The sequence below is a fragment of the Pseudoxanthomonas sp. LH2527 genome (assembly GCF_022539275.1).
Lineage (GTDB): Bacteria > Pseudomonadota > Gammaproteobacteria > Xanthomonadales > Xanthomonadaceae > Pseudoxanthomonas_A.
Window position 1 is genome coordinate 61,378 of the sequence record NZ_JAKZBW010000016.1, and the last position, 22,115, is coordinate 83,492.

Here is a 22,115-nt window from a genome sequence, read left to right on the forward strand (position 1 = left end):
TGCGCGCTCATGACGGGATGCCTGCGCGTCGCCATGATCGGCGCCCGAAGTGCGGAGACATGACCCGCACCCTGCGCATCCTCGTTCGTACACGGCAGGCTTCAGTGGCACGCGAACCCGGACCTGCGCGCGCCGTGCGAGGATGCATGCCGCAACATCGGCGATGCCTCGAACGGACGGCAACCCCGCAATGACCTCCCACCTGCCATCGGATCGAACATGCGCCTGCTGGCCGGATGCGAACTGACTGTCGAATCCATCGAGGACTGTGCGGTGGTCGCCATGCTGCGGCCGCGCAGCGGCGAAGCCCAGTGGCTGATCAGCGAAAGCTATGCCTTCGACCCGCACGTCCGGCCGACCGAGTTCGTCGATGTGTTCGGCAACCTGTGCCAGCGTTTCGTGGTGCGGCGTGGACGCATGCGGATCCGCGCCGAGCTTGAGGTAGAAACCGAGCGCGACATCGCCCTTGCGCCGTGGGTCGCGCCGGTACCGGCTGCGCTGCTGCCCGATCACACGCTGCAGTACCTGCTGCCGAGTCGCTACTGCCCGAGCGATCGCACCTTCGACCAGGCACAGGCGATCATCGATGCGGCCGCGCCCCGCAGTGGCCAGGTCGGCGCGATCGTGGAATGGATCCGCACCCATATCGCGTACCGGTACGGGGTGAGCGACGCCACCACGGATGCGCTCGGCACCATGGAAGCCGGGGCAGGCGTTTGCCGCGACTACGCGCATGTCGGCATCACGCTGTGCAGGAGCCTGCGCATTCCCGCCCGCATGGTAGTGGGCTATCTGTACGGACTGGAGCCCATGGACCTGCACGCCTGGTTCGAGGCGTATCTGGACGGACGCTGGTACACCTTCGATCCCACGCAGTCCGCACCCCGCGGCGGTCGCATCGTGGTCGCCTACGGTCGCGATGCCGCCGACGTGGCGTTCCTGACCAACCACGGTTGGCTGCAGACGTTGGACATGCAGGTGTGGGTCGGCGAGCGGATGGACGAAATGCCGCGTTGATTCACCGAGGGACGTCAACCTCCGTCGAGCGGTTTTCCAACAGGTTTCACGCTTTCCGCCGCTGCATGACGCGATTTCTTTCTGACGGACGGCCGACGCGTGAACACCATCTTCACAGTGTCTCTACGTACGCCAATTCCAGCTGAAGGCGGTTGGTGGCGACAACGAAAAGGCCGCTATATTCCGGTTCCCCCAGACGAAGGAGGATTGGAATGATTCAGAACAAACAACACCTGACACTCGCCGTGGCGCTACTTGCCACACTCGCCTTTTCCGGTTGCGCCACGTACGACGACGAGTTCGCCGGCATCAACTCGCGCCTCGACCAGCTCGACACCAAGGTGCAGGGCGCGGCCCAGAGCGCCGAGTCCGCCAACCAGTCCGCGCAGCAGGCCAACCAGCGGCTGGACCAGATCGAAGGCCGCGTCCAGCGTCTCGAAACGGCCCCGCGCCGCGTGCCGCGCGGTTAACCGCGCTCAGCGCAGGCCGCGACTGGCGGCCTGAGCCGGGACCCGGTGGCCTTGCTGCCACCGGATTCCCTGTCTTCACCACGTTTCGAAGGAACCGTCCCATCCGTACGCACAAGCACACAGCGATCCGCAAGGCATCCATCGCGCTGGCGCTGGCGCTCGCGCTTGCGTGCAGCAGCATCGGTATGGCCAGCGCCAGGGACAAGAAGGCCGACACGCCGCCCATCGCCTCCGTCGACGAACTTCCGCAAGGGCAGGAGGTGTCGCCCACGGTGATCGAGCTCGCCGGCTGGGTGGTCGCCGCCAAGGACACCCAGGGCTACCCGTTCGCGGTCATCGACAAGGCCGCCGCGCAGATCCTGGTGTTCGGCGGTGACGGACGGCTGCGCGGTGCGGCACCCGGGCTCTTCGGCTCGGCAAAGGGCGATCACACCGCCCCCGGCGTTGCCGGCCTCGCGCTTCGCGAGATTCCCGGGCGTGATCGCACCACACCCGCAGGCCGCTTCGTGGGTGGTTACGGTCCGTCGATCGATGCCGGACGCGTGCTGTGGGTGGACTACGAGTCCGCAGTCTCCATCCACCCGACCGCGACCGGCGTTCCGGCCGAGAAGCGCGCCGAGCGCCTCGCGTCGGCGACACCGGACGACAACCGCGTCACCCATGGCTGCATCAACGTGTCGCCCGCGTTCTACGAGCAGATCATCCGTCCGACGTTCGAGCGTGGCGGTGTGTTCTACATCCTGCCGGACAAGGACTCGTTGGCAGAGACCTTCCCGGAGTTCGCCCAGGGTCGCGCGACGACGCAAGGCGACGACGCAGGGCGCGCACGCTCCGCCCGTCGATAACGGGCGCGCAGGCAGGTTGCCTTTGTGTGCGAAGCGGCGCAGCAGATCACGTTGCGCACGACCAGCCTGGCAAACAGGCGAACGGTCACCTGAACATCCGTCGTTGCATCGGCTCGATGTGCAGTCGCCGCGGCGCAGACGCTGCTTTCGTGCTGATTGCCGTGTCCACGCCGCCGCCGCGGTATCCGCCCGGCCAATCGCCTTCACGCCTTCAAAGATCGCGATCCAGCAGGCAGTCGATGAACGCACGCAGCGCCGGCAGCATGTAGCGCCGGCTCGAGTAGTAGAGGAAGAGGCCGGGCACGGTCGGTGACCAGTCTGCGAGGACGCGCTTGAGGCGGCCGTCGCGCAACGCGTCGGCGATGTCGCCGTCGTTGTACGCGTACAGGATGCCGAGTCCCTGCAGCGCAGCCGGCACGATGATGTCCTGGTGATTCGAGATCACGCTGCCCTCGCCGAAGAACTCGACCGCCTTGTCCTTCTTCTCGAACGGCCAGCCCGCGATCTTGCCGCTGCCGGGAAAGCGCCAGTTGATGCAGGCATGACGCCCGAGATCGGGAGGCGTCTTCGGTTCGCCATGCCGGGCAAGGTAGTCGGGCGATGCGACGGCGAGGAGTTCGAAGTCCGGCGTGAGCCGGACCGCGACCATGTCCTTCTGCAGCCGACCGCCCACCCGGATGCCGGCATCGAATCCTTCGCCGGCGATGTCGCTCAGGCCGTCCTCGATGACGATGTCGAGCACCACGTCGGGATGCGCGTGGGCGAACCGTCCCAGTCGGGGGGCGATCACTTTCTTCGCCGCCATGCTGAGCGTGTTGATCCGCAGCGTCCCCGCGGCACGCGCACTGGTCCCTGCGGCCTGCGCGACGGCCTCGTCCATGTCGCGGAGCAGCGGGGCCATGCGTGCGTGCAGCCGCCGGCCCGGTTCGGTCGGCGACACACTGCGCGTGGTCCGGTTCAACAGGCGCACGCCCAGGCGGGATTCGAGCTGCCGGATGGTCTGGCTGAGCGCCGACCGCGACAGCCCCAGGTGGTCGGCGGCGCGGGCGAAGCTGGCCCGGTCGACCACCGCCACGAAGGCCTTGAGTTCGGCGAATTCGGAGCCGCGCATTGTGTACTGATTCCTGCATAGCCTGATCGGATCATAGGTGATTCTCTAACCCGGCAGGACGCTTCAAGCTGGCTCCACACACCCAACCGGAGCATCGCAATGAAAGCGCTGGACCTGCCCGAGCCGATCGCGGCCTACTTCGACGCCGACCGCCACGACGGCCAAGCCGTCGCCCGCTGCTTCACCAAGGACGGTGTCGTCCTGGACGAAGGCCACACCCATGCCGGCCCCGCCGCCATCGAAGCGTGGAAAACCGACGCGGCATCCAAGTACACCTACACCGCAACCCCCCACACGCTGGAGACGCAGGGACGCAGCTACCTCGTGACCAGCCAGGTGTCGGGCGACTTCCCGGGCAGTCCGCTGGACCTGCGTTATCGCTTCACGCTGGAACGCGGCAAGATCGCCTCGCTGGAGATCGCGCCATGAGCTTCGACCTCCAGCTGGCGGGCAAGCGTGTTCTGGTCACGGGCGGTACGCGGGGCGTGGGTGCGGCTGTCGTCGACCTGCTGTCCCGGCTCGATGCACGGGTGGTGGCGACCGCGCGCTCGACGCCGGAACAGTCCATCGGGAATGTCCACTACGTCGCCGCCGACCTGGCCACCGCCGACGGGGTGCGCGAAGCGGTGGAAGCGGCCCGGCACCGGCTCGGCGGGATCGACATCCTGATCAACGTGGTCGGCGGGTCGTCGGCGCCCGCAGGCGGTTTCGCCGTGCTGGACGATGCGGAGTGGGCGAAGGCGCTCGACGTGAACCTGATGTCGGCCGTGCGGATGGATCGCGCACTGCTGCCCGCGATGATCGCGCAGGGGTCCGGCGTGATCCTGCACGTGACGTCGATCCAGCGCGTGCTGCCGCTGCACGACGCCACGATCGCCTATGCCGCCGCCAAGGCCGCGCTGTCGACCTACAGCAAGGCGCTCTCGAAGGAAGTCACGCCCAAGGGCGTGCGCGTGGTCCGCGTGTCGCCGGGCTGGGTCGAGACGGAAGCCTCGGTCGATTTCCTCGGCGGCATCGCTGCCAATGCGGGCACGGATTACGAAGGCGCCAAACAGATGGTCATGGAGGCGCTGGGTGGCATTCCCCTGGGACGGCCTGCCCAGCCGAGCGAGGTCGCCGACCTCATCGCGTTCCTGGTGTCGCCGCGGGCGGCGTCCGTCTCGGGGTCGGAACACGTGATCGACGGCGGCACCGTGCCGACCGCGTAGGCCCCGCCCTCCGAGGAGCTGTCTGCCCGTCGCTTGCCCGACGGGCAGCGCGGCAGGAGGTCATCGCCGGAAGAGTACGTTCGATCAAGTTATCAGGACTATTCGTGACCGAAAGTTCCGGATGCGCCCGCAAAGTATCCCTGCCGGCCAACGCCGCACGCCGAACGCTGCCCACCACTTCCCGAGGACACGACCATGTTCAAGCTCATCCCCGCCCTGCTCGCCGCCGCCCTGGCCACCAGCCTGTCGCCCTCCGCCCATGCCGACGATGCCGCCCGCGGCACCGGTCCGGTCAAGAACGTCGTGCTGGTGCATGGCGCCTTCGCCGACGGATCCGGCTGGCGCCCGGTCTACGACGACCTCACCGCGCGCGGCTACCGCGTGTCGATCGTGCAGAACCCGCTGACCTCGCTCGCCGATGACGTGCAGGCCACCCGGCGCGTGCTCGATCGGCAGGACGGCCCCGTCATCCTGGTCGGACACTCCTGGGGGGGCACGGTCATTACCGAAGCCGGTGTGCACGACAAGGTCGCCGGCCTGGTCTATGTGTCGGCGCTCGCACCGGATGCCGGTGAAACCACGGCGCAGCAGTACACCGGCTTCGCGCCCACGCCGGAGTTCGTGATCGACACCTCCAGCGACGGCTTCGGCTTCATCAGCCCAGCCAAGTTCAAGGCCGGCTTCGCTCACGACACCACCGATGCCGACGCGGCGTTCCTGCGCGATTCGCAGGTGCCCATCAACATGTCCGCCTTCGGCACCACGCTGACGCACGCGGCCTGGCGCAGCAAGCCCAGCTGGGCGGTGATCGCGACCGAGGACAAGGCCTTCGACCAGGCGATGCTGATCCACATGGCCGAGCGCATCGAAGCCCGCATCACCAAGGTCTCCGCCAGCCACGCGGTCTTCATGACACAGCCGAAGGTCGTGGCCGACACGATCGATCGCGCCGCCAGGGAAGCCGGCCAGCCGGCCCGGTAAGCCCCGCCTACGGACGCGCCTCACCGGCGCGTCCGCAGGTGTCCCCTTCGCATCTTCTCCCCCCACGACGGGCGGCCACCCCGGGCCGCCCGGCTGTCCCCCTGCGCCCGGAGTCCCTGCCGCCATGTCCCGTTCTCACCGTCCCTTTCCTGTTTCCCACCCAAGCGATGCCCGGCCTCCGGGCCGCTACGACTTCATCGTCTGCGGCGCCGGTCCGGCCGGCTGCGCGCTGGCCGGCCGGCTGGCCGAGAATCCCGCCGTCCGCGTACTGCTTATCGAGGCGGGCGGCCCGGATGAAGTGCCCGAGGTCCTGGAGCCGACGCAGTGGCCGCTGAACCTCGGCTCCGATCGCGACTGGGCCTTCGTGGCCGAGCGCAATCCGCACCTCAACCACCGCGCCATTCCGCTGAACATGGGCAAGGTGCTCGGCGGCAGTTCCAGCATCAACGTGATGGTGTGGGCGCGCGGTCACCAGGCCGACTGGGACCATGTTGCCGAAGAAGCCGGCGATGACGCGTGGGGCTACCGCGCGGTGCTGGACATCTACCGGCGCATCGAAGACTGGCGCGGCCTGCCCGACGCCGCCCGTCGCGGTAAGGGCGGACCCGTGCACGTGGAAACGCCACCGCATCCCCAGCCCGTGGCCATCGCCATGGTCGAGGCGGCGAAAGCCCTCGGCATGCCGACGTTCGACAGTCCCAACGGCGCCATGATGGAAGGCCGTGGCGGCGTGGCCCTCAACGACCTGATCGTGAAGGCGGGCCGGCGCTCGTCGCTGTTCCGTTCGTACATCTTCCCCAGACTCGGGCAGCCCAACCTGACGGTGATGACCCACGCCCAGGTCAGCCGACTGCTGTTCACCGGCACCACCGTCACCGGCGTCGAGGTCATGCAGGGCGGACAGCGCACGCACATCCTGGCCGACCGCGAAGTGATCCTGTCGATGGGCGCCATCAACACGCCCAAGGTGCTGATGCAGTCCGGCATCGGTCCGGAAGAGGAACTGGCGCCGCACGGCATCCCGGTGATCCAGGCCTTGCCCGGCGTCGGCCGCAACCACCAGGACCATGTGTCCTTCGGCTGCCTGTTCGAGGCGAACGCACCGGTGGCCGTGGGCAACGGCGGATCGGAGGCCACGCTGTACTGGAAGACCGACCCCGCACTGGCCGCGCCCGACGTCTTCCATTGCCAGCTGGAGTTCCCGGTGCCCACGCCGGAAACCGCGCATCGCGGCGTGCCGGAGCATGGCTGGATGACCTTCGCCGGGCTGTCGCATCCCAAGAGCCGCGGCTCGGTGCACCTGACCGGCGCCGATGCCGACGCGCCCGTCCGCATCGAAGCCAACACGCTGTCGCACCCCGACGACGTGCGCGGTGCCATGGCGACCATCGCCCTGGCCCGCGAGATGGCGCACGCCTCACCCTTCAGGAAGCTGCTGAAGCGCGAAGCGATGCCGGGAAACCTGGGCCCGGCCGAGATGGACGCCTACCTCCGCGACGCCGCGGTGACCTTCTGGCACCAGGCCTGCACGGCGAAGATGGGACGCGACGCTATGTCGGTGGTCGACGCCCAGCTTCAGGTCTACGGCATCGACCGCCTGCGCATCGCCGACGCGTCCATCCTGCCCAACGTCCCGAGCGGCAACACCATGGCGCCGTGCGTCGTGATCGGCGAGCGGGCGGCGGAGATCATCAGGAAGGCGCACGGGATCTGATCGTGTGTGGGTTGGCGACGTCTCCCCACATCCCGGCGCGCGCGTCAGCAGCGCAACGCCGGGCGGATCACCACATCAGGTCGTCGGGCACCTTGAACTGGGCGTAGTAGTCGTCGTCCTCGGAGGTGGCCGCGTCGGCCGGCGTGCCCTGGCCGTGGTCGAGCACGATCAGGCCGGCATCGCGCTCGCGCACCTTGTCGGCGGCCACGCGCGGCAGCAGTTCGTAGCGGTCGTCGATGTGTGCGATCACCAGCACGCCGGCGGCCAGCTTCTTCTTCAGGTCCTCGTTGACCAGCAGGGTGCGGATGGCGCCGTTCGCGGTGAAGCGGTACTCCAGCTCGCCGCTGCGCGGCACCTTGCGGTCGGCGATGATCTGCCGCGCCTGTGCGCGCAGTTCGGCGCTGCGTGCCTGCGCCTTGCGCTCGGCTTCCAGCGCGCGGTCGCGCTCGGCCTTCTCGGCGCGCGCGCGTTCGGCCTCGCGCTGGATCTCGTTGGGCGCGGCCGCGCCCTTGGCATGCCGGGCCTTGTTCTGCTCGCGCGCCACTTCGGCCAGCTTGGACTTCTTGACCAGGCCGGCCTTGAGCAGCTGTTCCTGCAGCGGATTTCCCTTCGCCATGTCGCGGTTTCTTGATCGGGTGTGACGGTCCATCATACCCGCCGTCCCCGACCCTCCGCGTCCGCGCAGCGCCCATGGAACCCCTGAAGTACCTCGCCGGCTATCCCCAGGACCTGCAGGCCCGCGTGCGCGCGCTGATCGCACAGGACGGGCTGGGCCCGATGCTGGCGAAGAAGTACCCCCAGCCGCATGCGGTACGCAGCGACGGCCAGCTGTACGACTACGTGCAGGCGCTGAAGGAGCAGTACCTGCGCCGCTCGGTGCCGCTGGGCAAGGTGGTCTACGACAGCACGCTGCAGGTGATGAAGCACGCACTGGGCACGCATACCGCCATCTCCCGCGTGCACGGCGGCAGGCTCAAGGCCAGCCGCGAGATCCGCATCGCCACCGTGTTCCGCGACGCCCCGGCTGACTTCCTGAAGATGATCGCCGTGCACGAACTCGCGCACATCAAGGAAGCCGAGCACAACAAGGCCTTCTACCAGCTCTGCACGCACATGGAGCCGGACTACCACCAGCTGGAGTTCGATTTGCGCCTGTACCTGACGCAGATGGAGATGCGCGCCGCGAAGCAGGCGTAGCCCGGGTAAGCGCAGCGCACCCGGGGGCTCGGGCACCTTCCGTGGAAAGCCATCCCGGGTTCGCTGCGCGGACCCGGGCTACGGTGTCGGGCGTGCGCGGGATCTTCATGCGTTGACAGCCCCTGCACGCGCGGCGATCGATGCTGCACGCCTCATCGGCTTCCGATCGGCGACATCATGAAATCCCGGCATCTGCGCATGGGCATCGGCTTTCTTCCGCTGTTCGAGGCGAACGGCGTGCAGGCGGCGCAGATGGTCATCGCGCCGGGCGACAGCGAAGGCGGAGCGGACAACCGTCATCGCGGCGCGGACCAGTGGCTGTTCGTCGCCGAGGGGACGGGCGTGGCCATCGTGGAAGGCGCGCGTCGCGCGCTGCGGCCCGGCAGTCTGTTGCTGATCGAGCGGGGCGAGCGCCACGAGATCCGCGCCAACGGCCACACGCCGCTGAAGACGGTGAACTTCTACTCGCCGCCCGCCTACGCCGCCGACGGCGACGAGCGGCCCGCGGGCAAGCCCTGAGCGCAGACGAGGTGACGATGATGGACGGTGTGGTGCGCAGCCTGTTCGCGTTGGGGATGCCGTGGTGGGAATTCGTGTTGCGGGCCGTGGCGGTGTACGTCGTGGTGCTGGTGATGGTGCGGCTGAGCGGCAAGCGCACGGTCGGCCAGTTCACGCCGTTCGACCTGCTGGTGGTGGTGCTGCTGGGCACGGCGGTGCAGAACTCGCTGATCGGCGAGGACACCTCGTTGCTGGGCGGCCTGATCCTGGCCGCCACGCTGCTGGGGCTGAACTGGGGCGTCGGCAAACTGTCCTCGCGCTCCCGACGCTTCGACGAAGTGGTGGAAGGCAAGCCGGTGATCCTGGTGCGCCACGGCCGGCTGTTCCGCGATGAACTGGCGCGGCAGTCGCTGAGCGAACACGACTTCGCCATCGCGCGGCGTTCGGCCGGTTACGCCACGCTGGGCGAGATTGCGCTGGCGGTGCTGGAGTCGTCCGGCGAGATCACCTTCATTCGCCGCAAGCACAGGGACGCGCGCGACGATCAGTGAACCAGCCGCGCGGCGACGCTTTCCAGGTCGTAGGCGAAGCCGCCATCGGCGCGCTGCACGATGTCCGCGCCCGCGGCCGCCTGCAGGAACGCGTGGGTGATGTGGTAGCCCGTGCCCGCCGCGGCGACGTGTCCGGCGATGCGGCGGTCGCTCTCGGCCTGGCCGATCAGTTCGCCGAACGCGACCACGCGCAGCACCAGCGCTGCTTCTTCCTGCGGCGTCAGTCCGTGCCCACTGACCTGGCGGGTGATTGCGTTCATGCCCAGGCACGGAAGATCGTCGCCGTCGTACTCGGCCACCGGCATGGCGCCGGTCATCACCGCCTGGAAAATGTCGATGCCGAACGTCAGCAGGGCGGGATCGACGGGCGGCACATCGGCGACGCGGTGCATACCGGTGGCGGATGCATCAGGACGTGGCATCGCGCGGCCGTCAGTGCTTGCGGCCCAGCATCTGGTCGCGTGCCTGTTCGGCCCGCGAAGCGCCGATGGCGGTCTCGACCTGCTTGACCTCTTCCGGCGGCGGCAGCACGGCGGGCATGCCCAGCGACTGGATCCACAGTTCCCGGCACCAGCCCATCGTGTGGTACAGGTGATGGTCTTCGTCGTTTTCGACTGCGGTGTAGGCCGGTTCGAGCACCTTGGCCAGTTCGCCGCCCTGTTCGACCACCTTGCCGATCAGTTCCCAGTTCTGGTGGTCCTTGGTCTCGGCCAGCACCACGCACTCGGCGGCGACCAGCTCGGCGGCCGCGGGCGTGGCGTGCTTCATGGCCATCTCTATGGCTTTCACCAGCGAGGTGCCCTGGTGCGCGACGACGGCCCGGCCGGGGGACGCCTCTTCGGTATCCATGCCGAGTTGCTCGAACACGCGCGTGAGCACCTGCTCATGGGTGCGGGTTTCGTCGAGATACTCGCCCCACTCCTTCTTCAGGTCCTTGTTCACCGCGGCCTTGATCGCGGCGGTGTAGATCTGGATGCCGCCGCGCTCGGTCTCGAGCGCCTGCAGCAGCAGTTCATGGACTTGCGCCTTGTTGACGTGGCCGGAACGTGCCATGGCTAGACTCCGTGGTGGAAAAGAGCCTTGTTTTTAGGCGCACGGGAGGAAACACGAGGTGACGAACGTGCATGCACGGCGTTCACAAGGTGGAACGGGCGCGGCGACGATCACGGCGCTGCGTGAACGCTTCAACGCCGGGCACTAGCCGACGATCTACATGAACGAACACGTCGCGCGCTGGCAGGGCGGATTCGACGATCTGGTCGCGGCCTGCCATGAGGCGGGCGGCGCATCGGCCGCCATCGTGCGGCGGTTGCCGCCGCGCCCGCACGACGACCACGTGCTGAAACCGAAGCATTCCGGTTTCCTCGCCACGCCGTTGCCGATCCTGCTGGACAAGCTTGGCGTACGCCGGCTGGTGCTGACCGGCGTGTCGGCCGATTCATGCGTGCTGGCCACGGCGCAGGACGCCAACATGCGCGAGTTCGCGCTGTGGGTGCCGCAGGACGCGGTCGCCGCGATCAATCCTGCGCGATGGAGGGCGTGTTCCCCGGGTCGTCATGAAGACGGGCCGCGCGCAGCCGCCCTCCGTCGTCCAGCGCTACCATCACGCCATGACCTCGCCTGCATCCATTCGTTTCACGGCGGTGCTGCATCGCCCCGCCGAACCGGACAACGCCAGCTGGACCTTCCTGGTCCTGCCGAAGGCGGCCAGCGCGAAGCTGCCAGCGCGCAGCATGACGACAGTGGAGGGCACCTTCGCGGGCGCGCCGTTCCAGGCCACGCTGGAACCCGATGGCGAAGGCAGCCACTGGCTGAAGGTGGACAAGACGCTGCGCGAGGCCGCCGGTGTCGCAGCCAGCGACAAGGTCGCCCTGGTGATCGCGCCGGTGAAGGAAGAACCCGAGCCGGTGGTGCCGCCCGATGTCCGCAAGGCACTCGCCGCCGCGCCCGCCGCCAAGGCGGTGTGGACCAGCCTGACGCCGGTGGCGCGTCGCGACTGGATCCACTGGATCACCTCGGGCAAGAAGGCAGAGACGCGCGTGAAGCGCATCGCCACCGCCTGCGACATGCTCGCGTCCGGCAAGCGCCGCGCCTGCTGCTTCGACCGCTCGGGCATGTACAGCAAGGGCAACATGGGCGCGCCAGTCGCAGCGGAGTAACGCGCCCCGCGACCGCTCAGCGGGCCTGCAGCAGCTCCACCTGGCGATCGGCCAGCAGCGGCAGGATCCGTTCCACCACCAGCGCCCGGTAATGCGCCGACTGGCGATGCGCATCCAGCGCGTCGGCGTCGCGGTAGCGTTCGACCAGCAGCAGCGTGTCGGCCGCGTCGAGGGAGCGGAAGGCCGCGTAGTGCAGGCAGCCCGGTTCGGCAAGCGAGGCGGTGCGCAGCCCGGCGACGTGCGCGAGCACGTCGTCGAGGCGGCCTTCCCGCACGCGCCACTGCGCGAGCACGGTGATCGTGGTGGCGGTGTCCATCAGCGCCCGCTCCGCAGTGCCGCGACGATGGCTTCGCCGACCAGCGTGCCCGAGGCCGGGTTCTGGCCCGTGATCAGTCGGTCGTCGACCTTGACGTGCGGCTGCCACGGTGCGGCGGCCTCGTAGTCACCGCCTTCTTCGCGCAGCGCGCTTTCCAGGTCGAACGGCACGTCGGCGCGGGCGTAGCCATCTTCTTCGGCGGTGGAGAAACCGGTGACCTGGCGGCCGCGTACCAGCGGGGTGCCGTCGGCGAGCGTCACCCCGAGCAACGCGGCCGGGCCGTGGCAGACGGCGGCGACGATCTTGCCGGCGTCCCAGGCGCGACGGACCAGCGCCTGCACCTCCGGATTGCCGGTGATGTCGACCATCGGGCCGAGGCCGCCGGGGAAGAACACCGCGTCGTAGTCCAGCACGTCCACCTCGGACAACGGGCGGCTGCGGTTGAGGCGGCGGAACGCGGCGCTGTCCAAGAACGCGGCCTGTGCCGGGTCGGTGCCGTCGAGGCCGTCGTGCGGGGTCTGGCCGCCCTGCGGCGAGGCGAACTCGACCGCGATGCCGGCCTGGTCCAGCACCTCGAACGGGTGGGCGATCTCGGGGAAGAAGAAGCCGGTCGGGCGCTCGTGCGGCCCGATCTTGCCGGCGTTTGTCACAACAAACAGGACATGCTTGACACTCATGACATACTCCTTGGGGTTCGATGGGCCCGGGGTTTCAGGGCGAAACGAACAGTAGGCGCATGCCGGCGGCGCGAGTAGCACTGCCGCGATTGACGCATTGTCACACTGGATAAGACAATCCCGCCGTGAGCCATCATCCGTCCCCGATCCTCGACGAACTGCGGGCCATGGCGGTGTTCGCCACCGTCGTGCGCAGCGGCAGCTTCGCCGCGGGCGCCCGCGCGCTGGGACTGACCCGCGCCGTGGTCAGCCACCACATCCGCGTGCTCGAAACCAAACTCGGCGTGCCGCTGGCGCAGCGGAGCACGCGCAGCTTCAGCCTGACGCCGGCCGGCGAGGCCTTCCGCGTGCATTGCGAGCGCCTGCTCGACGAGGCGCACGACGGCATCCGCGGGATGGAACTGCTGCGTGCCGAACCGCGCGGCGAAGTGCGCATCACCTGTTCGCACCACTTCGGCAACAAACGCATCCTGCCGGCACTGCTGGAATTCCGCCGCCGCTATCCGGCCATCCGCCTGCACGTGGCGATGAACGACGTCAACGTCGACCTGGTGCAGCAGGGCATCGAGCTGGCGGTGCGGGCCGGGCCGCTCGCCGATTCGGACCTGGTCGCGCGTCGCCTGGTGCGCGAGCCGACCCTGCTTTGCGCTGCGCCGGCCTACCTGCGCCGCTACCGCGCACCGGCCACGGTGGCGGAGCTGGACCAGCACCGCTGGGTGATCTATCCGCCCAGCCTGCGCTCGGTGACGGTGCGCGAGAACGGCCACGCCGTCGATGTGCCGGTGCAGGGCGACCTGGTCACCGACAGCGCGGCGTCGCGGCTGGCCTTCGTGCTGGCGGGGGAAGGCATCGCACGCTTGCCTGCCTACGACGCTGCCGCACCGCTGGCGTCTGGCGAACTGGTCCGCGTGCTGCCCGAGGTGGAGACCGCGCCGCTGGAGATCTTCCTGGTGCACGGCCGCCGCATCGGCCCCAGCGCGCGGCTGCTGCGCGACTTCCTGCTGGAGGATGCAGGCAGAGACGAGGCGGCGGCCTGAGCCCGCTCAGCGTGGCGTCGCGTAGCGCTCCACCAGGCGCACGGCGGTGGTGCAGCCATCTTCGTGCTGCATGGCGTGGCCGAGCGCCTTCGCGCTCTCGCGCGCGGTCTCGCTGCCGGCATACGCAAGCGCGGCGCCCAGCGCGTCGGCGGTGATCGTGGTGCCCTTCAGCGCGTGGTGCATCACGCCGGCAGCGCGCAGGCGCGCGTTCCAGAAGAACTGGTCGCCGGCGAACGGCACGATCACCGAGGGAATCCCGGCGCGGCAGGCCGAATGCGTGGTGCCGGAACCGCCATGATGGATCGCCAGCGCACAGCGTGGCAGCAGCCAGTCGTGCGGCACGTGGCCGACGGCATGGAAATTGGCCGGCAGCCGCGTCGCGTCGATGCCGCTCCAGCCCGCGTTGAACAGCGCGCGCCGCTCACCGACGGCGCCGGCCACTGCCCTCATCAGCCGCGCGTTGTCGAAGCCGGCCATGCTGCCGAAGCCGATGTAGACCGGCGGTTCGCCGGCATCGAGGAAGGCACGCAGAGCGTCCGGCGGGGTGAACGCCGTCGCCAGCGGCGGCACCCATTGCCCGCAGACGTGCGCGTTGTCCGGCCAGTCGGCAGGGCGCGGCACCAGCGCGGGCGAGACGCCGTAGAGCATCGGATGCTCGGTCGACAGCGACCGTCGCGGCGGCAGGCCCGCCTGCGCGCGTGCCCGGTTGGTCGCGGTGCGGAACAGGCGCCAGCTGAGTTCGCCGAACAGATGGTGGCTGGCGCGATTGAACAGGCGTGGCGGCGTGAGCGGCAGGAACGGCGACGCGAACGCGGCGGTCGGCGAGATCGGGATCAGCATCGCGCCGATCGCCGGCACGCGCAGCGCTTCCGCCGCCGACAGGCCGACGAAGGCCGCCAGCCCGGAAACGATGATCGCGTCGCAACCCCGGCCGGCCTCGATGGCCTGACCCAGCCAGTCGCCACTGTGCGCGATGGTCAGGCGGGCCAGGTTGCGCGTGATGTCGCGCATCGCACCGTCGGCGGCGATCGTCGCGCGGATGTCGCCCGCCAGCGCGCGCGACGGCAAGCCCAGCGCCTGCGCGACGCCGAGCGTGCTGGCATCGCCGAGCAGTTCGACCTGGTGCCCCGCCTGCATCAGCGCATGGCCCAGCGCCGCCAGCGGACGCGTATCGCCCTCGGTACCGTAGGTGATGATCAGCAGTTTCATGCGTGCAGGATACGCATCGCCGGATCCACGCCGCGTCGACGCCTCGGCCGCCGTTACGGAACGAGGGACTGCACGTCGTCGGTATGGATCATCACCAGACGCCTGCCATCGAGCGGCACGCGGACCTCGGTCGTGCGCCCGTCGCCGAGGCGCGTCCCCTTCGCCATCGTCGTGCAGTCGCCGCGGATGGGGCAGCGGTCGATCACGACCTGCAGTTCATCGCCGTTCGCCCGGTAGGACACGCCGGCCGCGTAGTACAGACTTTCCGGCGGCGAGGCGAAGCGGATGCGTGCCTCGCCGTCAGCGGTTGCCTGCACGACGACGGGCTGTACGGCGTCCCGGGAGTAGTCCGGTGCCAAGGCCGCGTCCGCGCAGGCGGTGAGCGTGGAAAGCACGAACGCCATCAGGCTGCATGGCAGGGGATGATGAGGTAAGCGCAGGCTCCGGGTTGATGCGTCCGTCATCACGTGATCCTTAAGTAAGCACGGCTATCCGATGCCGCCAGACTCTAGTGCGTACACCCAGGTACGACAAACCGTCGGCCCACACTCACGTGGACGCGTGTCGGCAAAAAGAAGACCCGCTCGCGCGGGCCTTCTTCGGTGTTGCGATGACGGCGTGGTGCTACTTCAACCCGCGATGCTCCAGCAGTGGCTCGACGCTGGGGTCCTTGCCGCGGAAGTCGCGGTAGGCCGTGGCGAGGTCGCGCGAGTGGCCGATCGACAGCACCTTGTCGCGGAAGACCTGGCCGTTCTCGCGGGTCAGGCCGCCGTGCTCGCGGAACCACTGGAAGGCGTCGTGGTCCAGCACCTCCGCGCCGAAGTAGGCGTAGTAGCCGGCCGCGTAGCCGCCGCCCCAGATGTGGCTGAAGTAGCTGGTGCGGTAGCGCGGCGGCACCGCGGCGATGTCCACCTTGTACGTCGCCAGCGCCTGCTGCTCGAACGCATCCACGTCCTGCTTGCCGGCGCCGGCCGGCTGCAGGTGCCAGGCAAGATCCAGCAGCGCCGCCGACAGGTATTCGGTGGTGGCGTAGCCCTGGTTGAAGGTGCGCGCCTTGACGATCTTGTCGACCAGCGCCTGCGGCATCGCCTCGCCGGTCTGGTGGTGCTTGGCGTAGTGGGCGAACACCTTCGGGTCCAGCGCCCAGTGCTCGTTGAACTGCGACGGGAACTCGACGAAATCACGCGGCACATTGGTGCCGGCCACGCTGGGGTACTTCGTTTTCGAGAAGAAGCCGTGCAGCGCATGGCCGAACTCATGGAACAGCGTGGTGACGTCGTCGAAGCTGAGCAGCGCGGGCTGGCCGGCGGCGGGCTTGGTGAAGTTCTCCACGTTGTAGACCACGGGGATGTCGCCGGTCAGGCCGTTCTGCTCGACGAAATTGCCCATCCACGCGCCGCCCTGCTTGCTCTCGCGCTTGAACGGATCCAGGTAGAACAGCGCCAACGGCTTGCCGTCGGCGTCGATGATGTCGAACACGCGCACGTCCGGGTGATAAACCGGGATGTCCTTGCGCTCCTTCGCCGTGATGCCGTACAGCTGGTTGGCGGCGAAGAACACGCCGTCCTTCAGCACGCGGTCCAGCTCGAAGTACGGCTTGATCTGCGATTCGTCCAGGTCGAACTCGGCCTTGCGGACCTGCTCTGCATAGAAATCCCAGTCGGCCGCGCCAGCGGTGAAGCCGCCCTGCTGCGCGTCGACCACGCCCTGGATCTTGGCCAGTTCCGCACGCGCACGCGCGGTGGCGGCGGGCACGGTGTCGGTCAGCAGCTTCAGCGCCACCTCCGGCGTGCCGGCCATCTGGTCGGCGATGCTGTAGGCGGCGTAGTTGGGAAAGCCCAGCAGCTGCGCCTTGCGTGCGCGCAGTTCGGCCAGGCGCTGGAGGGTTGCGCGGGTGTCGTTGCCGTCGCCCTTCTCGGCGCGGCCCAGCGAGGCGGCCATCACCTGCTCGCGCAGCGCGCGGTCCTTCAGCGAGGCCAGCACCGGCTGCTGGGTGGTGTTCTGCAGGCTCAGCAGCCACTGGCCGTCCTTGCCCGCGGCGTTGGCGGCACCAGCCGCGGCGGCGATCGCGCCCTCGTCCATGCCATCGAGCTTCGCCTTGTCGCTAACGAACACACCGCCCGCGTTGCCGGCGGCCAGCAGCTTGCTACCGAAGGCGGTGGTCAGCGAGGACTCCTCGCTGTTGAGTGCGCGCAGCTCGGCCTTGTCGGCATCGGAGAGCTGCGCACCGGCGCGGACGAAGCCGTCGTAGGTGTGTTCGACCACGGTCTTCTGCTCGGGCGTCAGGCCGAGCGTGTCGCGGGCGTCGTAGACCGACTTCACGCGGGCGAAGAGCTTGGGATCGAGGTGGATGCTGTCGCTGTGGTCGGCCAGCTTGGGCGCCAGTGCTTCCTCGGCGGCCTGCAGCGTGGGATTGGTGTGGGCGCCCGTCATCGCGAAGAACACGCTGCTCGCACGCGTCAGCAACATGCCGCTCTGTTCCAGCGCGAGGAAGGTGTTGGCGAACGTGGCCGGCGCGGGGTTGTCGGCGATGGTGCGTACCTCGGCCAGGTGCCGCCGCATGCCTTCTTCGATCGCGGGCTGGTAGTGGGCGTCCTTGATCCTGTCGAACGGCGGTGCCTGGAACGGCAGCGCGCTGGTGACGTAAAGGGGATTGTGGTCCTGGAGGGCGGTGTCGGCGGGCATGGCGGATTCGGCGGCAGGGCGGTCGCCACAGGCGGACAGGGCGACGGCGAGGGCGGAGGAGAGCAACAGCGTACGCAGCATGGAGTGACTCCGGAACAGGCAATGGAAAGACGACGGGAGCGCCCGTCACGGGGAGGCGCGCCCAGCGTGCGCGTGCGAGCGCGGCTTGGCGAGTGCCCGGCGGCGGTGGAGGGCACTCGCAAGGCCATGCCGCCACATGGGGCAAAGCGTGTGCACTGCATCCAGTCGTGCAGTGGCGCCGTAAGGGCTCGGCCAGACAGATGCGTTATCCTCCACGCCCCCCGCAGGAATCCACGCGATGAGCCAGTCCGACGACAAATCCGCCAAGGTGAGCCAGGCGCAGGCCGAGGACGCCGTGCGCGTGCTGCTCGAATGGGCGGGCGAGGATCCCACCCGCGAAGGTCTGCTGGACACGCCCAAGCGCGTGGCCAAGGCCTACCGCGACTGGTTCAGCGGTTACCAGATCGATCCGCGCGAGTACCTGGCGCGCACGTTCGAGGAAGTCGCCGGCTACGACGAGATGATCGTGCTGCGCGACATCGAGTTCGAGAGCCACTGCGAGCACCACATGGCGCCGATCATCGGCCGCGCCCACGTGGGTTACCTGCCCGACGGCAAGGTGGTGGGCATCAGCAAGCTGGCGCGCGTGGTGGACGTGTATGCGCGCCGCTTCCAGGTGCAGGAGAAGATGACTGCGCAGATCGCGCAGTGCATCCAGGACGTGCTGCACCCGCGCGGCGTGGCGGTCGTGGTCGACGGCGCGCACGAATGCATGACCACCCGCGGCGTGCACAAACGCGGCGTCAGCATGGTGACCAGCAAGATGCTGGGCACCTTCCGCGAGGACGCGCGCACGCGGGCCGAGTTCCTGCGCTTCATCGAGACGGGCAACGGCAGGCGGTGAGCCGAGGGCCATGTTGTAGGAGCGACGTGAGTCGCGACCGCATGACGTCGTTGTCCTTCTGGCAGAGGTATCCCGCGACGCCCGTCGTCCTGTTGTCGGAAAGTGCGCGGTCGCGACTGACGTCGCTCCTACAGGGGTCACAAGCATGACCCCCTGTCCCTGCGGCACCGGCCGCGACTACGCCGCGTGCTGCGGCCGGTACCACGCCGGTGAGCCCGCGCCCGATGCCGAAGCGCTGATGCGCTCGCGCTACAGCGCCTATGTGCTCGGCGATGCCGCCTACCTGCGCGCCAGTTGGCATCCGGACACGCGTCCGGAAGAGCTCGGCCTGGACACGCCGGGGTCAGCGACAACCACCTGGCTCGGCCTGACCGTGAAGGCGCATCGCGTCACCGGGCCGGACACGGCCGAGGTGGAATTTGTGGCGCGCTATCGCATCGGCGGTGGCAGTGCGGTGCGCATGCAGGAGCGCAGCCGTTTCGTGCGCTTCGACGGACGCTGGTACTACGTGGACGGCGAGCACCACTGAAGCGCGGCGCGATGCCGGCGCGATGCCGGCGCGCTACGGACTCAGCGCAGCAACGCGAAGGTTCCGGTGCGATCCAGCGCGTCGAGTTGCGCGCGCGTCCGCAGGTAGGCCGGGTGCTCGCTGCCGAAGGCGGTCTTGGCGTGGTCCACCGCCTGCACCAGGAGCGCCCGCGCCGCAGGCCGGTCGCCCTGGTGCAGGGCAATCAACCCGCGCAGCAGCAGCACGTCGCGCAGCAGCAGCCGGTTGTTGGTGGTGGTCAGGTGCTGTCGCAGCGGCGCCAGCATGTCCTGCAGCATCGCGTCGGCGCGTGCCGGGTCGCCCGCCTTGCGGGTGACGTCCGCCATCAGATAGCGGTTGTAGAACGCCATGCTGTAGGTCGGCGGATAGGCGCGCAGGGCGATCTCGTTCTGCTCGAACAGCTGGCGTGCGCGCGGCAGGTCGCCACTGCGTCCGCGTTTGATCAGCGCTTCCGCGAGGGTGATGCGGTGGATGGGCTGCGGCTGCAGGTGGCCTTTCTCGTGGTCTGCCAGCACCGTCTCCATCAGGCTGATGGCTTCGTCCAGGCCCTCATCGCTGAGGAAGAGCAGGCGCCGCGCCAGCATCGAGCGTGCGCGCAGCACGGTCTCGTGCTGCGGTGGATAGGTGGTGAGCAGCAGCGCTTCGGCGCGGCGCAGGCGCGCGATGCCGTCGCGCGGGTCGTTCTTGCCCCACATGCCGAGCAGCGAGCGCACCCGCAGCACATCGGCGAACTCCGGATGGTCGTCGCCGTAGTGCAGCCGGACGATGCGCTCGGCCTGCGCGATGGACGCCGCGCAGGCGTCCAGCTGTCCGCCGGCGCACTGCAGGTTCGCCACCACGCGCCAGGCCCGGCCCACCAGCGGGTGCGAATCGCCCAGGCGCTGCCGGTAGTCGGCCAGCAGCGTGTCGGCGACCTGCTGGCCCTCGGCGATGTGCTCCTGCAGCAACAGGTTCTGCGCGAGCACCCGCCGCGCCTCATTGGCGACCAGCGGGAAGGCGGGCGTGGCGACGGCCGCGGCGCGGCGCAGGTCGGCGTCGGCCTGGGCGAAGCGGGCCAGGCGCGTGTTCCAGTAACCGCGCAGGGTCAGCAGTTCGGCCTGCGACGACGGCAGCTGGGCACGCTCGGACAGCGCCAGCGCCTGGTCGAGGGCACGCCGGGCGAGGTCGTGTTCGCCCAGGTCCCAGTGGCTGCGTGCCAGTTCGGTCAACAGTTGCAGGCGTGCGGGCGTGGCATCGGCAGTGCCCGGCACGGCCAGGCCGGCGCGCGCCGCCGCCTGTGCCTCTCGCGGCCGGCCCTGCAGGTTGAGCAGCGCCGCCAGCGTGGCCCGGGCGGTGGCCTGGGCGGCGGGATCGTGTCCCTGCAGGCGGGCGGCTTCCTGCGCCAGGCCGGTGGCGCGGTCGTAGTCGCCGACCACCGCGTAGTTGCGGGCCAGCATCGACAGTCCGCGTGCCAGTACCACCGGATGCTCGTGCAGCGGCAGGGTGCGGACCTGGCGTTCGGTGTCCTGCAGCATCGCGCGCGAGGACATCGGGGTATCGCCGAGGCCCGACAGGGTGGCGTGTCCCAGCATGCGTTCGAACACCTGCGACAGCGCCCGGCCGGAGGCGGTCTCGCGCGCGGCACGGCGTTCCTGCGACACCAGGACGCCCACGCTGGCCGTGGCCACCACCAGGGTCAGCGCAGCCAGCGAGGCGACCAGCCGGTGGCGGGCCAGCAGGCGTGCGCCGCGATAGGCGATGCCGCCGTTGCGCGCGCTGACCGGGCGGCGCTGCAGCCACGCCTGCAGGTCGTCGCGCAGCGCCGCGACCGAGGCATAGCGCTGTGCGGGCGCGTGCGCGATGCAGCGCGCCGCGATGGCATCCAGGTCGCCGGCCAGGGCGCGCGCCAGCGCATCCGGCGTGGCGAAGCCGCGGGCCTGGGCATTCGCCACCGGGCCCTGTGCGGCCAGCTGCGACATCGCGGGCGGCGGGTCGTCCTGCCGTTCCAGCATGCTCGACAGAGCGCGGGTGGAGGCCGGCGGCGTGCCCCCCAGCAGGCGGTACGCCAGCATGCCCATCGACCACACATCCATGGTGACGGCCGGCGGCGCGCCGGCCAGCGCCTCCGGTGCGGTGTAGCCCTGCGATGCGGCCAGCCGCGGCCGGGCGTCGTCGGCCGCCAGCGATGCGGTCAGGCCGAAGTCGAGCAGCTGCACCTGGCCGGCGTCGGTGACCATCAGGTTGGACGGCTTGATGTCCTGGTGCAGGGCGAACCGGGCATGCGCATAGGCCAGTGCATCGCAGGCCTGCACCAGCAGTGCCACGCGCTGGCGCAGGCCGGCCTTGCGCGCATCGCACCAGGCATCGATCTGCGCGCCCTGCACGTAGCGCATCGCGAACCACGGTTGACCGTCCGGTTCGATGCCGCCATCGAACACCGTCGCGATGCCGGGATGGTCCAGCGCGGCCAGGGTTTCGCGTTCGCGGCGGAAGCTCTCGACCAGCCGCGGCGAGGTCAGCTCGCTGCGGATGCACTTCAGCGCGACGCGCTGCTGGTACTGGTCGTCGTCGCGCCAGGCTTCGTACACCGTGCCCATGCCGCCGGAAGAGAGGATCCGCTCGATCCGCCACGGACCCAGGCGGCTGCCGACCCGCGCGTCGCCGCTGCTGTTCAGCGCATCGGCGTCATCGCGACGCGCGGCGGCGGACCGCAGGCGCAGCGCGTCCAGCGAGGTCGAGGGCAGCAGGTCGCGCGTGCCCGCCCGCTGCAGGGCGGCATCCGACGCCAGCAGCAGCTGCAGCGCGCGATGGCCTTCCGGGTCGCGGCGGGCGAGGTCGGCCAGCAGGGCGGCGCGCTCGGCGGGCGGCATGGCCACGCAGTCGTCGAACAGCGCCAGCGCGCGCGCGAACACCTGGCTCATGGCGCGTGGATCCCGGGAACCGGGAAGTACGCCGCGTAGCCGGAGGCGGAGGGCTGGCGAGGAGGGCG

Annotated in this window: 24 protein-coding genes and 1 pseudogene; 15 read left to right on the forward strand and 10 right to left on the reverse strand. The window is 69.4% G+C overall.

Features of this window, described 5'->3' with window-relative positions; genetic code table 11:
• Positions 1-219: 219 nt before the first annotated feature.
• The 3 genes from MMG85_RS10320 (at position 220) to MMG85_RS10330 (ending at position 2,332) form a co-directional block, all read left to right on the forward strand.
• On the forward strand, positions 220-1,017 hold the full coding sequence (locus MMG85_RS10320; RefSeq protein ID WP_241045967.1) for a transglutaminase family protein: 798 nt from the start codon (positions 220-222) through the stop codon (positions 1,015-1,017).
• Between the two features lie 212 nt (positions 1,018-1,229).
• Complete coding sequence (locus tag MMG85_RS10325) at positions 1,230-1,487, forward strand: hypothetical protein (protein WP_241045968.1); 258 nt, start codon at positions 1,230-1,232, stop codon at positions 1,485-1,487.
• A 152-nt stretch (positions 1,488-1,639) separates the two neighbouring features.
• Positions 1,640-2,332, forward strand: a complete 693-nt coding sequence (locus tag MMG85_RS10330; RefSeq protein ID WP_241045991.1) for a hypothetical protein — start codon at positions 1,640-1,642, stop codon at positions 2,330-2,332.
• Positions 2,333-2,543: 211 nt separating this feature from the next.
• Here the strand turns inward: MMG85_RS10330 and MMG85_RS10335 are convergent, their stop codons facing one another.
• Positions 2,544-3,443: a LysR family transcriptional regulator gene (locus tag MMG85_RS10335; RefSeq protein WP_241045969.1), complete on the reverse strand. Its 900-nt coding sequence runs from the start codon at positions 3,441-3,443 to the stop codon at positions 2,544-2,546.
• Between the two features lie 99 nt (positions 3,444-3,542).
• Here MMG85_RS10335 and MMG85_RS10340 point away from each other — a divergent pair, with 99 nt between their 5' ends.
• The 4 genes from MMG85_RS10340 (at position 3,543) to MMG85_RS10355 (ending at position 7,346) form a co-directional block, all read left to right on the forward strand.
• Positions 3,543-3,872 carry a nuclear transport factor 2 family protein gene (locus MMG85_RS10340; protein WP_241045970.1) on the forward strand — a complete coding sequence of 110 codons (330 nt, stop codon included), beginning with the start codon at positions 3,543-3,545 and terminating at the stop codon, positions 3,870-3,872.
• On the forward strand, positions 3,869-4,651 hold the full coding sequence (locus tag MMG85_RS10345; protein WP_241045971.1) for an SDR family oxidoreductase: 783 nt from the start codon (positions 3,869-3,871) through the stop codon (positions 4,649-4,651). The genes MMG85_RS10340 and MMG85_RS10345 overlap by 4 nt, the downstream gene beginning before the upstream one ends.
• A 195-nt stretch (positions 4,652-4,846) precedes the next feature.
• A complete protein-coding gene (locus MMG85_RS10350; RefSeq protein WP_241045972.1) occupies positions 4,847-5,632 on the forward strand; it encodes an alpha/beta hydrolase in 786 nt (261 codons plus the stop codon).
• A 124-nt stretch (positions 5,633-5,756) separates the two neighbouring features.
• The gene (locus tag MMG85_RS10355) at positions 5,757-7,346 is read left to right on the forward strand and encodes a GMC family oxidoreductase N-terminal domain-containing protein (RefSeq protein WP_241045973.1); all 1,590 of its coding nucleotides are present in this window, start codon (positions 5,757-5,759) and stop codon (positions 7,344-7,346) included.
• A gap of 67 nt (positions 7,347-7,413) precedes the next feature.
• On the opposite strand, the gene MMG85_RS10360 is transcribed toward MMG85_RS10355, so the two are convergent.
• The gene (locus MMG85_RS10360; protein ID WP_241045974.1) at positions 7,414-7,962 is read right to left on the reverse strand and encodes a DUF2058 domain-containing protein; all 549 of its coding nucleotides are present in this window, start codon (positions 7,960-7,962) and stop codon (positions 7,414-7,416) included.
• Between the two features lie 74 nt (positions 7,963-8,036).
• On the opposite strand from MMG85_RS10360, the gene MMG85_RS10365 reads away from it, so the two are divergent.
• The 3 genes from MMG85_RS10365 to MMG85_RS10375 all read left to right on the forward strand — a co-directional run bounded on the left by MMG85_RS10365 (position 8,037) and on the right by MMG85_RS10375 (position 9,592).
• Complete coding sequence (locus MMG85_RS10365; protein WP_241045975.1) at positions 8,037-8,543, forward strand: M48 family metallopeptidase; 507 nt, start codon at positions 8,037-8,039, stop codon at positions 8,541-8,543.
• 177 nt (positions 8,544-8,720) lie between these two features.
• Positions 8,721-9,062 (forward strand): cupin domain-containing protein, encoded by a 342-nt coding sequence (locus MMG85_RS10370; RefSeq protein ID WP_241045976.1) that lies wholly within the window; start codon positions 8,721-8,723, stop codon positions 9,060-9,062.
• 32 nt (positions 9,063-9,094) lie between these two features.
• The gene (locus tag MMG85_RS10375) at positions 9,095-9,592 is read left to right on the forward strand and encodes a YetF domain-containing protein (RefSeq protein ID WP_241045992.1); all 498 of its coding nucleotides are present in this window, start codon (positions 9,095-9,097) and stop codon (positions 9,590-9,592) included.
• Here MMG85_RS10375 and MMG85_RS10380 read toward each other — a convergent pair.
• Positions 9,586-9,984: a hypothetical protein gene (locus MMG85_RS10380; protein ID WP_241045977.1), complete on the reverse strand. Its 399-nt coding sequence runs from the start codon at positions 9,982-9,984 to the stop codon at positions 9,586-9,588. The genes MMG85_RS10375 and MMG85_RS10380 overlap by 7 nt on opposite strands.
• 40 nt (positions 9,985-10,024) lie before the next feature.
• Complete coding sequence (locus MMG85_RS10385; RefSeq protein WP_241045978.1) at positions 10,025-10,645, reverse strand: hypothetical protein; 621 nt, start codon at positions 10,643-10,645, stop codon at positions 10,025-10,027.
• A 160-nt stretch (positions 10,646-10,805) separates the two neighbouring features.
• Between MMG85_RS10385 and MMG85_RS10390 the strand changes: the two are divergent.
• Positions 10,806-11,117, forward strand: a pseudogene (locus MMG85_RS10390) (isochorismatase family cysteine hydrolase); the annotation flags it as partial.
• Positions 11,118-11,202: 85 nt separating this feature from the next.
• Positions 11,203-11,751, forward strand: coding sequence for a YdeI/OmpD-associated family protein (locus tag MMG85_RS10395; protein ID WP_241045979.1), 549 nt, complete (start codon positions 11,203-11,205; stop codon positions 11,749-11,751).
• Between the two features lie 16 nt (positions 11,752-11,767).
• On the opposite strand, the gene MMG85_RS10400 is transcribed toward MMG85_RS10395, so the two are convergent.
• Together MMG85_RS10400 and MMG85_RS10405 are read right to left on the reverse strand one after the other, a co-directional pair.
• Entirely contained in the window at positions 11,768-12,067 is a 300-nt protein-coding gene (locus MMG85_RS10400) for a putative quinol monooxygenase (RefSeq protein WP_241045980.1), read from the reverse strand.
• Complete coding sequence (locus MMG85_RS10405) at positions 12,067-12,744, reverse strand: type 1 glutamine amidotransferase domain-containing protein (protein ID WP_241045981.1); 678 nt, start codon at positions 12,742-12,744, stop codon at positions 12,067-12,069. The genes MMG85_RS10400 and MMG85_RS10405 overlap by 1 nt, the downstream gene beginning before the upstream one ends.
• 125 nt (positions 12,745-12,869) lie before the next feature.
• Between MMG85_RS10405 and MMG85_RS10410 the strand changes: the two genes are divergently transcribed.
• Positions 12,870-13,781 (forward strand): LysR family transcriptional regulator, encoded by a 912-nt coding sequence (locus MMG85_RS10410; protein ID WP_241045982.1) that lies wholly within the window; start codon positions 12,870-12,872, stop codon positions 13,779-13,781.
• 6 nt (positions 13,782-13,787) lie between these two features.
• Here the strand turns inward: MMG85_RS10410 and MMG85_RS10415 are convergent, their stop codons facing one another.
• From MMG85_RS10415 to dcp, 3 genes are all read right to left on the reverse strand, one after another.
• A complete protein-coding gene (locus MMG85_RS10415) occupies positions 13,788-14,990 on the reverse strand; it encodes a glycosyltransferase (RefSeq protein WP_241045983.1) in 1,203 nt (400 codons plus the stop codon).
• A gap of 53 nt (positions 14,991-15,043) precedes the next feature.
• Positions 15,044-15,454: a hypothetical protein gene (locus MMG85_RS10420; protein ID WP_241045984.1), complete on the reverse strand. Its 411-nt coding sequence runs from the start codon at positions 15,452-15,454 to the stop codon at positions 15,044-15,046.
• 160 nt (positions 15,455-15,614) lie between these two features.
• Entirely contained in the window at positions 15,615-17,756 is a 2,142-nt protein-coding gene (gene dcp / locus MMG85_RS10425; RefSeq protein WP_241045985.1) for a peptidyl-dipeptidase Dcp, read from the reverse strand.
• 238 nt (positions 17,757-17,994) lie between these two features.
• On the opposite strand from dcp, the gene folE reads away from it, so the two are divergent.
• Both folE and MMG85_RS10435 read left to right on the forward strand, forming a co-directional pair.
• On the forward strand, positions 17,995-18,600 hold the full coding sequence (folE, locus tag MMG85_RS10430; RefSeq protein WP_055938462.1) for a GTP cyclohydrolase I FolE: 606 nt from the start codon (positions 17,995-17,997) through the stop codon (positions 18,598-18,600).
• A 145-nt stretch (positions 18,601-18,745) separates the two neighbouring features.
• Positions 18,746-19,129, forward strand: coding sequence for a YchJ family metal-binding protein (locus tag MMG85_RS10435; protein WP_241045986.1), 384 nt, complete (start codon positions 18,746-18,748; stop codon positions 19,127-19,129).
• Between the two features lie 41 nt (positions 19,130-19,170).
• Here MMG85_RS10435 and MMG85_RS18465 read toward each other — a convergent pair whose 3' ends face one another.
• A complete protein-coding gene (locus MMG85_RS18465; protein WP_277399825.1) occupies positions 19,171-22,047 on the reverse strand; it encodes a serine/threonine-protein kinase in 2,877 nt (958 codons plus the stop codon).
• Between the last annotated feature and the right edge of the window lie 68 nt (positions 22,048-22,115).

What these genes read in the sequence shown, in the direction of transcription:
- MMG85_RS18465 (WP_277399825.1), bottom strand. Translation starts at nt 22,047, where the DNA reads ATGAGCCAGGTGTTCGCGCGCGCGCTGGCGCTGTTCGACGACTGCGTG.
- MMG85_RS10340 (WP_241045970.1), top strand. Translation starts at nt 3,543, where the DNA reads ATGAAAGCGCTGGACCTGCCCGAGCCGATCGCGGCCTACTTCGACGCC.
- MMG85_RS10420 (WP_241045984.1), bottom strand. Translation starts at nt 15,454, where the DNA reads ATGACGGACGCATCAACCCGGAGCCTGCGCTTACCTCATCATCCCCTG.
- MMG85_RS10325 (WP_241045968.1), top strand. Translation starts at nt 1,230, where the DNA reads ATGATTCAGAACAAACAACACCTGACACTCGCCGTGGCGCTACTTGCC.
- MMG85_RS10435 (WP_241045986.1), top strand. Translation starts at nt 18,746, where the DNA reads ATGACCCCCTGTCCCTGCGGCACCGGCCGCGACTACGCCGCGTGCTGC.
- MMG85_RS10415 (WP_241045983.1), bottom strand. Translation starts at nt 14,990, where the DNA reads ATGAAACTGCTGATCATCACCTACGGTACCGAGGGCGATACGCGTCCG.
- MMG85_RS10355 (WP_241045973.1), top strand. Translation starts at nt 5,757, where the DNA reads ATGTCCCGTTCTCACCGTCCCTTTCCTGTTTCCCACCCAAGCGATGCC.
- MMG85_RS10370 (WP_241045976.1), top strand. Translation starts at nt 8,721, where the DNA reads ATGAAATCCCGGCATCTGCGCATGGGCATCGGCTTTCTTCCGCTGTTC.
- MMG85_RS10360 (WP_241045974.1), bottom strand. Translation starts at nt 7,962, where the DNA reads ATGGCGAAGGGAAATCCGCTGCAGGAACAGCTGCTCAAGGCCGGCCTG.
- MMG85_RS10400 (WP_241045980.1), bottom strand. Translation starts at nt 12,067, where the DNA reads ATGGACACCGCCACCACGATCACCGTGCTCGCGCAGTGGCGCGTGCGG.
- folE (WP_055938462.1), top strand. Translation starts at nt 17,995, where the DNA reads ATGAGCCAGTCCGACGACAAATCCGCCAAGGTGAGCCAGGCGCAGGCC.
- MMG85_RS10345 (WP_241045971.1), top strand. Translation starts at nt 3,869, where the DNA reads ATGAGCTTCGACCTCCAGCTGGCGGGCAAGCGTGTTCTGGTCACGGGC.
- MMG85_RS10380 (WP_241045977.1), bottom strand. Translation starts at nt 9,984, where the DNA reads ATGCACCGCGTCGCCGATGTGCCGCCCGTCGATCCCGCCCTGCTGACG.
- MMG85_RS10385 (WP_241045978.1), bottom strand. Translation starts at nt 10,645, where the DNA reads ATGGCACGTTCCGGCCACGTCAACAAGGCGCAAGTCCATGAACTGCTG.
- MMG85_RS10395 (WP_241045979.1), top strand. Translation starts at nt 11,203, where the DNA reads ATGACCTCGCCTGCATCCATTCGTTTCACGGCGGTGCTGCATCGCCCC.
- MMG85_RS10365 (WP_241045975.1), top strand. Translation starts at nt 8,037, where the DNA reads ATGGAACCCCTGAAGTACCTCGCCGGCTATCCCCAGGACCTGCAGGCC.
- MMG85_RS10350 (WP_241045972.1), top strand. Translation starts at nt 4,847, where the DNA reads ATGTTCAAGCTCATCCCCGCCCTGCTCGCCGCCGCCCTGGCCACCAGC.
- dcp (WP_241045985.1), bottom strand. Translation starts at nt 17,756, where the DNA reads ATGCTGCGTACGCTGTTGCTCTCCTCCGCCCTCGCCGTCGCCCTGTCC.
- MMG85_RS10335 (WP_241045969.1), bottom strand. Translation starts at nt 3,443, where the DNA reads ATGCGCGGCTCCGAATTCGCCGAACTCAAGGCCTTCGTGGCGGTGGTC.
- MMG85_RS10320 (WP_241045967.1), top strand. Translation starts at nt 220, where the DNA reads ATGCGCCTGCTGGCCGGATGCGAACTGACTGTCGAATCCATCGAGGAC.
- MMG85_RS10405 (WP_241045981.1), bottom strand. Translation starts at nt 12,744, where the DNA reads ATGAGTGTCAAGCATGTCCTGTTTGTTGTGACAAACGCCGGCAAGATC.